The organism is Agarivorans sp. QJM3NY_33 (assembly GCF_050870865.2).
In the GTDB taxonomy this organism is placed as follows: domain Bacteria; phylum Pseudomonadota; class Gammaproteobacteria; order Enterobacterales; family Celerinatantimonadaceae; genus Agarivorans.
Genome location: NZ_CP194039.2, coordinates 4,909,276 through 4,922,635, shown reverse-complemented (window position 1 = coordinate 4,922,635; position 13,360 = coordinate 4,909,276). Strand labels below are relative to the sequence as shown.

12 protein-coding genes are annotated in these 13,360 nt (G+C 43.2%); 3 read left to right on the top strand and 9 right to left on the bottom strand.

The genetic code is table 11. The features are described 5' to 3' along the window. Nucleotides 1-254: 254 nt before the first annotated feature. The 5 genes from ACRRSY_RS22290 to ACRRSY_RS22270 all read right to left on the bottom strand — a co-directional run bounded on the left by ACRRSY_RS22290 (nt 255) and on the right by ACRRSY_RS22270 (nt 8,169). Nucleotides 255-2,117, bottom strand: a complete 1,863-nt coding sequence (locus tag ACRRSY_RS22290) for a response regulator receiver domain (protein WP_432464055.1) — start codon at nt 2,115-2,117, stop codon at nt 255-257. After that, complete coding sequence (locus ACRRSY_RS22285) at nt 2,110-5,112, bottom strand: ATP-binding protein (protein WP_432464054.1); 3,003 nt, start codon at nt 5,110-5,112, stop codon at nt 2,110-2,112. The genes ACRRSY_RS22290 and ACRRSY_RS22285 overlap by 8 nt, the downstream gene beginning before the upstream one ends. Before the next feature lie 70 nt (nt 5,113-5,182). Further along, nucleotides 5,183-6,346: a DNA cytosine methyltransferase gene (locus tag ACRRSY_RS22280; RefSeq protein ID WP_432464053.1), complete on the bottom strand. Its 1,164-nt coding sequence runs from the start codon at nt 6,344-6,346 to the stop codon at nt 5,183-5,185. 268 nt (nt 6,347-6,614) lie between these two features. Beyond that, complete coding sequence (locus tag ACRRSY_RS22275; protein ID WP_432464052.1) at nt 6,615-6,776, bottom strand: hypothetical protein; 162 nt, start codon at nt 6,774-6,776, stop codon at nt 6,615-6,617. 532 nt (nt 6,777-7,308) lie between these two features. Next, nucleotides 7,309-8,169, bottom strand: coding sequence for a YicC/YloC family endoribonuclease (locus ACRRSY_RS22270; protein WP_432464051.1), 861 nt, complete (start codon nt 8,167-8,169; stop codon nt 7,309-7,311). 125 nt (nt 8,170-8,294) lie between these two features. On the opposite strand from ACRRSY_RS22270, the gene rph reads away from it, so the two are divergent. Then, complete coding sequence (gene rph, locus ACRRSY_RS22265) at nt 8,295-9,011, top strand: ribonuclease PH (protein ID WP_432460484.1); 717 nt, start codon at nt 8,295-8,297, stop codon at nt 9,009-9,011. Nucleotides 9,012-9,025: 14 nt separating this feature from the next. Continuing rightward, nucleotides 9,026-9,670, top strand: coding sequence for an orotate phosphoribosyltransferase (pyrE, locus tag ACRRSY_RS22260; protein WP_432456123.1), 645 nt, complete (start codon nt 9,026-9,028; stop codon nt 9,668-9,670). Nucleotides 9,671-9,733: 63 nt separating this feature from the next. On the opposite strand, the gene ACRRSY_RS22255 is transcribed toward pyrE, so the two are convergent. Next, nucleotides 9,734-10,402, bottom strand: a complete 669-nt coding sequence (locus ACRRSY_RS22255; protein WP_432464050.1) for a potassium channel family protein — start codon at nt 10,400-10,402, stop codon at nt 9,734-9,736. Between the two features lie 209 nt (nt 10,403-10,611). On the opposite strand from ACRRSY_RS22255, the gene ACRRSY_RS22250 reads away from it, so the two are divergent. Next, on the top strand, nt 10,612-11,067 hold the full coding sequence (locus ACRRSY_RS22250) for a hypothetical protein (RefSeq protein WP_432464049.1): 456 nt from the start codon (nt 10,612-10,614) through the stop codon (nt 11,065-11,067). Between the two features lie 63 nt (nt 11,068-11,130). Here the strand turns inward: ACRRSY_RS22250 and mscS are convergent, their stop codons facing one another. The 3 genes from mscS to dut form a co-directional block, all read right to left on the bottom strand. Further along, a complete protein-coding gene (mscS, locus tag ACRRSY_RS22245) occupies nt 11,131-11,961 on the bottom strand; it encodes a small-conductance mechanosensitive channel MscS (protein WP_432464048.1) in 831 nt (276 codons plus the stop codon). A 294-nt stretch (nt 11,962-12,255) separates the two neighbouring features. After that, nucleotides 12,256-12,849: a nucleoid occlusion factor SlmA gene (gene slmA / locus ACRRSY_RS22240; RefSeq protein WP_432455387.1), complete on the bottom strand. Its 594-nt coding sequence runs from the start codon at nt 12,847-12,849 to the stop codon at nt 12,256-12,258. A gap of 50 nt (nt 12,850-12,899) precedes the next feature. After that, nucleotides 12,900-13,355, bottom strand: a complete 456-nt coding sequence (gene dut, locus ACRRSY_RS22235) for a dUTP diphosphatase (RefSeq protein WP_432455388.1) — start codon at nt 13,353-13,355, stop codon at nt 12,900-12,902. Nucleotides 13,356-13,360 lie beyond the last annotated feature (5 nt).

Genomic DNA, 13,360 nt, shown 5'->3' with positions numbered 1-13,360 from the left:
CCAACGCATCAGCACAGCCATCAATGGCGAACACAACGGGAAACGTAGTGGCTGTAAGGTGTGTTCGACTAGCTCACTTGTGAGCGCCTTGACCGAGCATAGCGGAGCCTCCCCTCAAAAGTAATTAAGATAATTGATGAGTGATCGCCAATTGGGAGGGATGTCTAGTTATTGCCCTTTGTATTTGAGTGGTTTACTTTTTGATTCACCAACTTTGATAATGCTATTTGCATCTTATTTTTCAATGTTGATATTCAATTGCTCGACACGAAATCTAGCCCTACTCTAGATTTAGCAAACCCTAGCCTCATCAACAAGTTTATAGCGTATTCATAGCGTAATTCAGCAACAACTTTGCCCTGATGAACTTTTTCTTCAAAACGAGCCGACGAGTTTGATGTAATATTTGCTGAATGTAAGGTGATTTCTTGGGTTGATGAATCAAATACTCCCTGATTTTCCGCAAAGAATTCTTGAGCTTTGGGGTTTGCACTTCCATCGAGACCAACAGTGAAGCTCAGAATTTTTATATCTGGATTAAGTTTGTTTGGCTTAATAAAAACAAGATTGTTTTGTGTCGAGTAATCTAAAATTTTAGACATCTCATCTTCGTTACTCAGCTTTGGAAGGGCTGATTTATCGACACCCAAAATTTCTCGCATCCTTTCTTGAGTGTTTTTCCAAGCTTGTTTAGCGTCATACATTTGTACTAGAGCAATAGCCATCGGCTTGGTTGAATCACCATCGCTTTTCTGTCCGGGAACTAGATCGCACATAGGCGTCAAGCATAACCAATACTTTTGGTCGAATTCCAATATATGCCCTGTAATTAAGTGATGAGCAGAAACTGATTTTGAACAACTGAAGCAGTTGGCATGCGTTATTTGGTTGGCTTTATTACTTAACACTGAAGAATCGATAAAACTGGCAAGAATACTCTCATCAGATTGCTTTAGTGCTTTTACTAGTTCAACCGTAAATTGGTTTAGAGGGCCTTTCATTTCTATCGATAGCTCTTCCCAAAGCTTACTAATGGTGGACCATGCTTCAGTTTTTATTTCATTTTCATTCGAAGATTTAAGTAGTTTTTCTAACCATGCTGCTTGCAAGTGTTTTTTACGTAAAATTTCACTTGTAGCTGACATTCCATTAGCTTCAATTTCACTTCTTAATTTACTCAGGATTAATTTGTGTGGATGAGGATTCCAATACGCCATTGCTTCAATTATCTTGTTGGGAATCTCTTGAACGGGAGTGGTTTTTTTCCCTACAACAGTAAGAAACAAATCATTTGTTTTAATCCAATTATTACCATCAGTGATCCCCCAGTCAATAGTATCAGCGGTTCCTTCAAAAAACTTACCTTTAAGCGGAGACAGTATTTGATGGCATAGCCATTTAATTAGTAGAGGTTTAGGTATTACCACATCTTGGGGCTTTTGTTCAAAAAGAAAGTCTAATAGATTGAAATATTCGTGATTAAAATGAGGTTTGCAAATATCCCCATTGAAACTCTTTATTAATTCAAGTAATTGTAATTCTGATATGCTGCCTTCAAGGTTCGCTCTTATGTCAGTTTCTTCAAACCCCCATTCATCTAACTGTGCCTCTACATCAACCAATAAATTTGGTGCAACGTTTGCCAGTTCAGGGTATTTGGTTAGCGAAATCACAATATCTTTAAAAACAGTGTTTACTCCACCATTAGGATCTTCATAGCCCTTAGTGTGTACAGCAACTAAGTTAAAATGTTGGTTTTTAGTTAGGTAGGAAATTATATCAAGAGTTTTTTGACACAGTCCGTCATCTTCACCATCTAAATGATAATCGAGTATCAACAGATCGCTATGGTGTAGGCGGTTAGCAATACTGTCAGCTGAGGCTGTATCACAGTTTCCATCATGCACATCTAAGAGCCAATTATTTTCCGGGCTGCGGCATACCTGAACAACATCTTTTAGGCGTGTAATATCGTCACTTTCAAAATTGGCTAAATCGTTATTAAGCAAGCGTTCTAGTGTTGGGTATTCATCATCAATGACAGTAACAGTGCGAATTGGGTCTAAGTATGCCTGTTTCAAAAACGGCGTATAATCAAATGAAGCATTACTAGGCATTTTTTAGACCTCTAAATTCTATGATGAAATTTGCCCCCGATAGGAGCTTTTTTTGTGGTTGTGAGTAGTAAATTTTGTGACCTCCAGCGGCCAAATTGACTCTGCACAAATAAAGGCCAACGCCTCGGCCTCCTCGTTGTTTTTTAGTAAAGAAAATAGTGAATAGTTCATTAATATCATCTATATCGACACCTGGTCCATTATCGCTAACGAACACTAAGCCTTCCTTTAGATCTAGCTTTATAAGTCTTTCGCTCTCATCTGTTTGCTTGACCCAATAGCGGGCATTGTTTATGAGATTGATAAATACGGGATATATCTTGGATGGTTGTTCAAAGATACTCAACGTTTTAAAAGTATCGCTTGCTTGTAATTTTATATTGTTCTTTTTAAGTCTTTCACCAAAAAACTCTTCAATATATTTGTAAATATCTTTACCTGTAAGATGGGTTCTTACTTTTTCACCCGAGAGCTTTAGTGGGCTTAAAAAGCGCCAAGAGTCAGAAAGGGCCTGGTGAGCGTGCGTAATTGTATCTAGTGTTTTTTCAGCTTTATTATCTAATCGGGTTGTTGCTAGTTCTTTTAAACCGCGCTCTATCGTCATATCGATTCCTTCGATTTCATGGCCAATAATTTCTACGGATATGCCTAGTTGAGCCAAAGAGTGAAGTTTTCCTAGCTCTTTTCTTAGTGCTGAACTTTCATTAACTGATTGAATAGCTAAACCTTGTAAGTCTATTTGTTCGCTGAGACTTTGCATGGCGGTAATGTATGGCTTGAGCCTAGTATCAGCTTCCCTATTCTGTTTTTCATATTCCAGCTCAATTAAAGCTGTCACCTTATCAAGTTCTGTTCTACCTGCAGCTAAATCATCCAAGTGAGTTGCTAGATTGCTATGAAAAGCTTTGTTGGCTATGTCGACTTGATTTTCAAATTCAATGAGTTGTGAGTTTATTAAAGCTTTACCTTCACTCGCTAGTTTACGAATTTTGTGATGCAATATACTTGCTCTACTGCGAAAGTTTTTTTCAGCAATATCTATATCTTGCTTGTCTACGAGTTTATCTTGCGCGCTGGCTATAGAGCCGTTAATTTGCTTGAGTAGCCCTTTGGCTGCTAGTTCTATATCGCGATAATCGCGATAACTTTGCTCTATGCTTCCTAACGTTTTAGGTATAGGGCTTAAAGAAAAACCATTAAGCTCACCTTCTAACTTATTGGCATGGTGCTGCAGGCTAGTTAGCTCATCTTGATTTTCAAAATGTGCTTTGCGGACTAAAACTTCCGCTAATTCAGTTATCTCATCATGGTTAATGCGTAGCTTTGTACTATTCTTCGAGATTGAGTCTTTTACTCTAGTTTGTTCTTTTTTAAGTAATTTTTTTCTATTTTTCGCGGCTTTTTCTGCATCGTAATCAGCGTGGATTTCTTCAAGCTTATCTTTACGAATATCTGATGCACGGCCTATGAATCGTTTGGCCACTTCAATAAGAATGTGTTCGACAACCTCTCTAAATAGTTTTGAGGCTTTATTATCAATGATGCCTTCTCGGCCTGCTTTATCTTTCAAGTTTGGATTTGCTGCTTTAGAAAGCTGCATACCGCCAAAACAAGCCCTGTTAGTGAAAACATATAAACCAGCATTTTTGGAGCGGCGTTTTTCCATTTCGAAGAAGTCATTGTCTTCACGCCCGTATGGCATGACTCGCAATTCATCACGGTATACCATGCAACCACCAAAGAGGGATCGTTGATGATCAAAATAGTTGTAATTGTCTTCGCTTAACGTAGTGTTTCTCTTGGTTACTTCAAACGTACCGATTTGTATATTAAATGGTCCAAACTGAGTATCCTTACGCATTTTATAGCGGGCTTTGGGTTTTATGGTTATATCTTTGTGCCATTCTCCAAAGGCTTTAATATCGCCTGTGAATAAACCTGTTTCATCTACACTGCCCTTTATTATATGTTCTAAGTCATTAAATCGTTCCATGTTAAAGTTTCGAACTTCATCCACGATGAAGCGCTGTAGGTTACCGTTCCAAGCTATTACGGAGGTAGAAAAATCTGTTATCTGCAGGTCTTCATTATTTGATAGAGGATTAACAAAACTAGATAGTGTTTGAATTAGACGCTCTTTTGAACGAACTTCTGTTCCTTCAGCTTCAGAGCTGGCGTCGGCAGTCAATTGGTCTTTTAAGTCATCGCTAATATCTGCCATAAACATGGCTGTGCCTTGATCAGTGTTGTTTTGCCAAGCTTGCCAAGTGTTGAAATGACGTTCACTAAAATACGTATCTATTACGGTATTCTCTATTCGTTCTTTGGTTGTTTTTGGCGTTTGCTGCGCGCTTTGGTCTTCCTTATTTGATTCTTGTTCGGTTAATTCTTGCTGATGGAATAACTCCCAAGCTTGAATGACTCGTTCATCTCTGGCTTTGTCCTCCTTATCACCCCACAGATTACCCATTAGAGAATCAAGCATATCGGGTAAGAGGTCTGCTAACTCGCTTTTTACTGAAAAAGTGGTCGTAGGTATTTTGATGTCATGCAGCATTAAAAAAGGATTTTCAAATAGCCGCCAATCAAGTAAGCATGCTACAAAGGGGTGGCCTTTCTTTTTACTTACTAGTAGTAAAAGAGAGCCTAAAGCGGCACAAGATAATCGACCAATACCCTTTTGCCCCTGTTTTACACGAGTGCGCTTAATACCATTGCGTTCTTCTAATGGTGTTTCAGAAGCGATTGCTTTGGATTCAGTACCTACGGTAAGCCACTTATCTTTTAGGTCTTTTAGACTCATACCGTGGCCATCGTCGACTAATGTTGCCACGGGAATTGCGCCATCGAATATGTTTAAACAAACATTTCGAGCATAAGCGTCGTAGGCGTTTTTCCATAGCTCGGAAATAGCAGTGGGACAATCAGCTATTTGCTCTCGCCCTAAGTGATCGATGGTTCGAGCTCTAGTTTGAAAAGAAACGGAGGAAAGCATGTAAAACCTTAGTTAAAGTACTTATAACTAAGAATAATACGGTTTATGTAGTAAATAATAAATAATCTTGTTATTTAACTTGAGATTTAGGTTGGATTAATCTCTTTATTTCTTTTATTAGAGCTTCGCCTAGCTTGATGGGAACAGCATTTCCAATTTGTTTAGCTTGGTTTGTAATGGTGCCTATAAATTCGAAGGTATCTGGAAAAGTTTGAAGCCGAGCTGCGTGACGCAGTGTTATACCATGATTTAACCACGGGTGAACAAAGCGGCCTTTAGAAGGATTATTGCAGCCAGTAGTGATAGTGTTACTTGGCTTGTCTAGTATGATTCTACCGTATACATCTTTGTGGCCAGCATAGTTGTTCGCATGACACTTTAAGCGAAATGTTATATCGCAACGGCTGCCATTCAGCGGAGTTTGAGCAAAACGGTTTGTAACTTCAGCGGTGTGTTGCATATGTACGTTGCATTTATCGCTTAAATCAATTGCTGCACCAAATTCCAAATTTGCCAATAATGCTTCTGCTTGTTCAGTAGTCATTTTTTTTTGATAGTGACCTTTATATTGCTGTTTCACCATTTCAGGAGGTTTTTCAAAGACACAGGATGCTGAGCGCCAGTGAGGGAGTGCCTTTCCTGGGGCAAAATGAGTCGCTTTTGGTGGAAAGGTGAATTCTGGTGTGATTTTTATAGATTTACGAGCGCCTAAAATAAACACACGTTGGCGGTTTTGCGGTACCCCGTAATTTTTAGCATTAAGTTTTCCGCAAAACTTAATGTCGTAACCGGAGGCCTGAGCAAGAGAAATAAACGTGTTTAGATAACCAGCATGGCGTTTCCATAATAATCCTGAAACATTCTCTACCAAGAAAGCCTTTGGCTTGAAGGTGTTAATAAAGTCAAAATACCTAAACAATAGTGCATTACGTGGATCATCTACGCCAGCATTGTTAATGCGGTGACTGGAGAAACCTTGGCAAGGTGGTCCTCCAAGTAATAAGTCTAACTCCCCTGTTTTGAGAGCTAAGCTAGCTTTCAATTGTTTCATATTAACGCGATTGATATCTTCATTTATCAGCTGTGTTTTGTGGGAATTATGCTCGATTATATTTTTCTTATAGGTTTGCGCAGCTGTTTTATCAAGCTCTATTGCCGCAAGAATCTGAACACCGCAATTGTTAGCTGCAAGTGAAAATCCCCCAGCCCCTGCAAACAAATCTATAGCTTTCATAATCTATAACTCACCCCCCAATTCAACTGGCGAATTATACATATAGCTCGGGTTAGTTCCATCACTAGATGTTTGATTGGTGGGTAGAGCTGAATTATTCACTGTGTATTAGCCTAAGTTCTGAATTTGCTAAATTAATACCTTAAGCTCTACCGCGGCTTGGGTGATTTCTGAGTTAATCGATTTAGAGGCGAAGGTGTTGGCTTCACGGCTAAACGCTTACATCATAAATCGAGGTGTCGCCTTTTAATACAAAATAAGTGCTTAACTATCCCACTTTGCGGCTCAGTTTTCTTGCGCTTAACTGAAACCCGTCGGGTTTAAGCCGTTTATTGACCATTGAAATCCGCGGGTCGGTATTGCCTTTTTCAATATTTCTAAGCGTTTTGACGGACACTTTTGTAAAACTCGCATATTGCGCTTGGGTCATCCCATATAGCTTGGTTCTTATGGTTTTAATCAGCTCATTGGGACTGTGCCGTTAAGCAACTGTTGCTCTAGTTCATCAATAAGTGCTTTGCGCTCGCTAGCGGAAAGATTAGTCATCAAGCACTCCCATTTCGATTAGCTTGTTGTGGGTGTAGTGAAAGTCAATGGCAGGAAAACTTACGATCTCTACTGGGCTGCCTAATTGAGTGAGCTGCTCTGGTAAGTCAATCAGTTAATTGGCTAACTCTTTCTTTTCATCTGAAACGGTAGTTTATTACTGTATTTGGATTAGATATAACACCAAATCGGAAGTCGTCTACTGCTTTTTGTGAACGCAAAGCAAATAATAGGAAGTTTGCTACCGAATTATTCTTCAATGTTTACGGAAGTTGCAGGTTTGTGGAGTCGGTTTTTTACTCGGCAGGGCAAGTTGAGGGTAGTGATATTCGCTAAGTGTTAATGTGTTGGCCTAAACACGTGCTGTCTTAAGCCAACAAATTACACAGGGGCGAACTTGAGCTTTAAATAAGCGGCTACTCTAAGTTCTGGATCTGCTCGCGCATTTGCTCAATTAATACTTTAAGCTCTACCGCAGCTTGAGTGATCTCGGCGTTAATCGATTTAGAGGCGAGGGTGTTGGCTTCGCGGTTAAACTCTTGCATCATAAAATCGAGGCGTCGGCCACAGGCGCCGCCTTTTTTAATGATTTTGCGGGTTTCGCTTACGTGGGAGTCGAGGCGGTCTAGCTCTTCGGCGACGTCTATTTTCTGCGCGACCATGATCATTTCTTGCTCGATGCGCTGCGGGTCTAGCTCATCAATGACGTCGGCTAGGCGGGTTTTTAAGCGGTCACGCTGCCATTGCATTACGGCGGGCATTTGCTCGCGTACAAAGGCCACTTGCTGGGTAATTTTATCGAGGCGGCTGGTGATCATGGTGGCTGTGTTGGCACCTTCGCTGGCGCGGCTTTCAATAAAGGCTTCTAGGGCCACTAACCAGCCCGCTAAAAGTTCTTTGCTAATGGCGTCGGCGTCTTGCTCTGGGGTTTCCATCACGCCCGGCCAGCGCAGTATGTCGACGGGGTTAATTTGTCCGCCAGCTTGTTGCTGTACCCATTCGGCATTTTTGATGAGCTGTTCGGCGAGGGCTTGGTTAAGCTGCAGTTCGCCACGGCTAGCCTGGTCGGCGTCGAAGCGCAGGTTACATTCAACTTTGCCACGTTGTAGGGCTTTTCTGATCTTGTCTCGCAATACCGGCTCCAGGGCGCGAAACTGCTCTGGCATGCGCCAGTAGGTCTCTAAATAACGTTGGTTTACGCTGCGAATTTCCCATGTGGCACTGCCCCAATCGGCTTTAAGTTGGTGGCGTGCGTAGCCTGTCATGCTGTGGATCATAGTTGAATATCCTCAAAAAATTTGCCCGATTATAGCGGCTATTCGCTGGTTCGTCAGTCTGGGCGTGACCAAGTGCGACAAAAGCCTATATAATAGCCGCGAATTTTCTATTAAAGGTTACTAGCATGCGTCCTAACGGAAGAGCTGTCGAACAAATGCGTCCAATCACCATTACTCGAAACTACACGGCTCATGCCGAGGGATCGGTATTGGTTGAGTTTGGCGATACCAAAGTATTATGTACTGCCTCGGTAGACGATGGTGTACCACGCTTTTTAAAAGGTAAGGGCCAGGGTTGGATTACGGCGGAATACGGCATGTTACCTCGTTCTACTCATAGCCGTATGGGTCGTGAAGCGGCGCGCGGCAAGCAGAGTGGCCGTACTCAAGAAATCCAACGTTTAATTGGTCGCTCGTTGCGTGCTGCGGTTGATTTGAGCGCGCTGGGTGAATATACCATTGTGGTGGATTGTGATGTGATTCAAGCCGACGGTGGCACCCGTACTGCGGCGATTACCGGTGCTTGCGTGGCACTACAAGATGCCATCTGGTGGATGATTGAGCAGAAAAAATTGAAAGTTAGCCCATTGAAGCAGCTGATTGCTGCGGTTTCGGTGGGAGTGGTTGGTGGTGAGGTTGTCTGTGACCTTGAGTACACCGAAGACAGTGTTGCTGAGACCGACATGAACGTGGTGATGTGTGAAGACGGCAACATGATTGAAGTGCAAGGCACGGCCGAGGGCGCGCCATTTAGCCATCAAGAGCTACTAGACATGCTGGCCTTTGCTAAACAAGGTATTGCCCAAATTAATGCGGCCCAACGTGAAGCCCTTGCGGGTTAATTTGAGAGAGAATGATGAAAGCTTATCAACGCGAGTTTATTGAATTTGCTTTAGCCAAAGGCGTACTAAAGTTTGGCGAATTTACCTTAAAGTCGGGCCGAACCAGCCCTTACTTTTTTAACGCGGGTTTGTTTAATACTGGCCGTGATTTAAACCGTTTAGGTAAGTTTTATGCCGCCGCGCTGCAAGACTCAAACATTGAGTACGACTTAGTGTTTGGCCCAGCGTACAAGGGGATCCCCATTGCCACCACTACCGTGGTGGCCTTAGACGAGCATTACCAAAAAGATGTGCCTTACTGCTTTAACCGTAAAGAAGCTAAAACCCACGGTGAAGGTGGTAGCTTGGTGGGCTCTGAGCTGGCTGGCAAGGTGATGCTGGTGGATGATGTGATTACCGCGGGCACCGCGATTCGCGAGTCGATGGACATTATTAATGCCCATGATGCGGAGTTAGCTGGTGTGCTAATTGCGCTGGATCGCCAAGAGAAAGGTAAAGGTGAGTTGTCGGCGATTCAAGAAGTTGAGCGTGACTACAATGCCACGGTGATTTCTATTGTTAAGCTGGCAGATTTAATCACTTATTTAGAAGAGCAAGGCGATAATCAAACTGCGTTGGCGGCGGTGAGTGCTTACCGTGAGCAATACGGGATCGCTTAAGCAAGCGGGCTGTTGCGCGTTCAGTGAAATAAAAGGTGACCATTGGGTCGCCTTTTTTGTTGCTTAGCGTTCGCGCTTAGACATGCGAGCGCCCACTAGGCTTGCCACTAATATTGCCATATAAAATACCCCGAAAATGGCTTCGCTGAAGGTAAAGAAGCGAGTAATTGGCACCTTGGGGGTGATCTCGCCGTAGCCCAAAGTGGTGAGCGTGACAAAGCTGAAGTAGATGAAAGCGTTTATCTGGCTGCTCCAATGCTCTGCGGAAACGCCGCTAAAGGCTTCGGGGAGGTAGCTGTTTAAGATGGTATAGAGGTGGGCCCAGCCTAAACCGACCAGCAGGAAAATACAGATAGCGCCTACCAGCTTATTGGTGTCGATTTCGCCCGTGAATAAGACCTGCTTAAGTGCGGTCCAAGTGCTGATCACTAGATAACAAAATACAAAGCCGAGGTAGATACCCGCTAAGCTTTCGGCTTCAAACCACAAATTAAAAATGGCGATTAATGTGGTAGAGAGTAAAAATCCCAAGCCGATGGCAAACCAAAGTTTTTTGCCCTTGGCTTGCCATACGCCTGCGGCGAGCACTAAAACCATGGCGGCCTGCAGAAACTTAAAGCCGTCTCCTTGCCAAAATTGGTCAACACAGGCGGCTAAAAAAATGTAGCCAATCAAGGCCAGAGTTAAAAAAATAAAATTATTTTTCTCGCTCCAAATCAGCAGTTTTTTCATTTTATAACCTAGTATGAATCCTTGAATCATGAGGCCTATTTTAGCATTCGCCTCGGTTTCAGCGCTGTTAAAAATTGCTGGTGACTCACAAGATAAAGTGAAGTGCTTCAATGAAGTTGATATACATCAAGCCATAATCGCTTAGCCAAAGCAGATTTTTTAGGCACACTCTACTATAAAGAGAGAGACGATTAGTGGGAGTGCTCATCATGCGATTTAATCAGTTAAGACTATTGCTCGAACATTTTGTGAATTGTCGAGAAGAGATGCGGGTGGTTTATCGACGCTTAGAAATGAATGCGGATGCGGAACGCGTGAGAATGCTGTTAAATTATTTACAACATCAAGAAAAAGAAAATACCGCTCATGTAAAAGATTTTATTAGTCAGGCTAAACCTGAGTTATTAGATACCTGGACCGATATTCGAGCCGAGCACGACTTGGTGGATAAAATGGCCAAGGTGAGCTTGCCTGCGAACATGAGCAGTGATGATGTGATGAGTCTGGCCTTGGATTTAAGTGAGCAGTCTTTAGACTTACTCAGGCAGGCGAAGGATGGTTTAACTATGCTGGCAGAGCAGCAGTTTTTAGCAAACTTGATCGAGCATCAAGAGAAGCGTCAGCAACAAATGGTGCATGCTACTCATCGTTTGGATGATATTTAAATTGCTATTCAATAAAAAAGCACAGCCTAGTAGCTGTGCTTTTGTTGTTTTAAGAAGCCGAATTTAGCTGGCGACTTTTTCTAAGTGCACATCCATTTGTGGGAATGGAATTTCGATACCCGCTTCGTCTAGGGCATTCTTGATGTTTTCCATCAAGTCGAAACGTGCTGGCCAGTAATCTGCAGAATTTACCCAAGGGCGAACCACAAAATTAACCGAGCTGTCTGCCAGCTCTAATACCGCAACGGTAATATCAGGATCTTTCAATACCCGGCTATCGGCTTCACATACGGCGCGCAATACTTGTTTGGTTTTGGCCAAGTCGGCTGCGTAGCTGACGCCAACCACCAAGTCGACACGACGCGTTGGGTGAGTCGAGTAGTTAACAATATTGCCGCCTAAAACTGCCGAGTTAGGCACCACAATTTGTTTGTTGTCTGGGGTTTTTAATACCGTGGTAAAAATTTGCACCGAGGCTACCGAGCCAGCAGTACCTGCAATTTCTACGAAGTCACCGGCTTTGAATGGGCGAAAACCAATAATCAGTACGCCTGCCGCAAAGTTAGAGAGTGAACCTTGTAGCGCTAAACCAACCGCTAAGCCTGCGGCACCGATAATCGCGACAAACGAGGCTGTTTGAATGCCAATGCGTGACAGTGCAGCAATAATCACAAAGGCGACAATGGTGTATTTCACCATGGAGCCGACAAAGTGGCTGATGGTGTTATCTAATTTGCGTGCATTCATTAGTTTCTCGATGCTTGCCGCGAGAATTCGCGCGACCAACATACCCACAATCAGAATAATGATTGCCGCAGCAATATTGATGGCGTATTGAACTAGCATTTCTTGGTTGTTTTCGAACCAATTGGTTCCTTGATGAAGTACATCCATGTGTTGAGACCCGTGATGAATTAAAGTTGTTACAAATTTAGCAGTTTTTTCATGACAAACAAGATTATGTTTCGTTTAGTTTTTACGAAGTGCTGCAGGTTTTTGCCCGGATTGAAATCCGCTGCTAAGCACTTTGCTTCGCAGAGCGTTGCAGCAGCCTGTAAAGCTACTTGTCTAGTTTGATGGTGGGGAGTTAATTTATGGTGAGCGGGCGGTGTATGAAAGCCGAGCGAGAGTTTGGGCAGACCCTCACTTCTCGCGAAAATTTGTCGGCTTCATCAGGGAATTAAAGATCTAAGCGCGCATCAGTTGTTGCTTTAAAAAGCCCCAGTGGATGTCAAATTGTTCGGTGGGGGCGAGTTTAAATTCACTACGTACATATTGGCTAATGCGCCCTTCGCTATAGGCGAGGAGTAAGGTGGCAAGGCTGTTCTCTTCAATTAAGAAGCCCTGTCCTTCTCGCAGTCGCCGCTCTCGTAGCACTTGCTTCAGCTGAACTTCTATTTTGTCAAACAGCACACTCACTCGGGCACGTAAACGCTCGTGTTCGCCCTGTAAGGCATCACCAGTAAGAATGCGGCTTAAACCGGGGTTACGTTCAGCAAACCCCAGCAGTAGCATCAGGATGTGCTGACAGCGATTTAGGGTGTCTTTTTGCTCTTCTTGAATCAGATTGATTCGAGACAATAAGGTTTCTTCAATAAATTCTATCAGACCTTCAAACATGCGTGCTTTGCTTGGAAAGTGTCGATAGAGTGCGGCTTCTGAAACACCGACTTCTTTGGCTAAATTCGCGGTGGTAATCCGTTGGCCATGGCTGGTCTCTAACATTCTTGCCAAGGCTTGGAGGATCTGTTCGCGGCGATTGCTTTTTGGTTTTCCCGCCATTGTTATAATTATCCTTTTATTATTTATTAGCGTACTGCATCTGAACCAATTTAATGTTTACCTGAATGGCCAAACCCACCTTCTCCGCGTTGGCTTGCGTCGAAGTCTTCCACAATCTCGAAGCTGGCTTGCACCACGGGTACAAAGACCAGCTGGGCGATCCGCTCACCGGGTTCGATGGTGAAAGTGCTTTGTCCGCGATTCCAGCAAGACACCATCAACTGCCCTTGGTAATCGGAGTCGATTAAACCCACCAGATTGCCTAAGACGATGCCGTGTTTATGGCCTAAGCCGGAACGTGGCAAGATGGTGGCCGCTAAGCCGGGATCGGCAATATGAATTGCCAAACCAGTAGGAATTAGCTCTGTTTGACCAGGGGCTAGTTCTAGGGCTTGATCCAGACAGGCCCGCAGATCCATGCCTGCCGAGCCGGGAGTCGCGTATTCAGGCAGCGGAAACGTACTGCCAATTCGAGGGTCTAGTATTTTAAGTGCTATTTGTTTCATGCTTA

Excerpts from the sequence above, each read along its gene's own strand:
- ACRRSY_RS22290 (WP_432464055.1), bottom strand. The coding sequence starts at position 2,117 with ATGCCTAGTAATGCTTCATTTGATTATACGCCGTTTTTGAAACAGGCA.
- ACRRSY_RS22285 (WP_432464054.1), bottom strand. The coding sequence starts at position 5,112 with ATGCTTTCCTCCGTTTCTTTTCAAACTAGAGCTCGAACCATCGATCAC.
- ACRRSY_RS22280 (WP_432464053.1), bottom strand. The coding sequence starts at position 6,346 with ATGAAAGCTATAGATTTGTTTGCAGGGGCTGGGGGATTTTCACTTGCA.
- ACRRSY_RS22275 (WP_432464052.1), bottom strand. The coding sequence starts at position 6,776 with ATGACCCAAGCGCAATATGCGAGTTTTACAAAAGTGTCCGTCAAAACG.
- ACRRSY_RS22270 (WP_432464051.1), bottom strand. The coding sequence starts at position 8,169 with ATGATCCACAGCATGACAGGCTACGCACGCCACCAACTTAAAGCCGAT.
- rph (WP_432460484.1), top strand. The coding sequence starts at position 8,295 with ATGCGTCCTAACGGAAGAGCTGTCGAACAAATGCGTCCAATCACCATT.
- pyrE (WP_432456123.1), top strand. The coding sequence starts at position 9,026 with ATGAAAGCTTATCAACGCGAGTTTATTGAATTTGCTTTAGCCAAAGGC.
- ACRRSY_RS22255 (WP_432464050.1), bottom strand. The coding sequence starts at position 10,402 with ATGAAAAAACTGCTGATTTGGAGCGAGAAAAATAATTTTATTTTTTTA.
- ACRRSY_RS22250 (WP_432464049.1), top strand. The coding sequence starts at position 10,612 with ATGCGATTTAATCAGTTAAGACTATTGCTCGAACATTTTGTGAATTGT.
- mscS (WP_432464048.1), bottom strand. The coding sequence starts at position 11,961 with ATGGATGTACTTCATCAAGGAACCAATTGGTTCGAAAACAACCAAGAA.
- slmA (WP_432455387.1), bottom strand. The coding sequence starts at position 12,849 with ATGGCGGGAAAACCAAAAAGCAATCGCCGCGAACAGATCCTCCAAGCC.
- dut (WP_432455388.1), bottom strand. The coding sequence starts at position 13,355 with ATGAAACAAATAGCACTTAAAATACTAGACCCTCGAATTGGCAGTACG.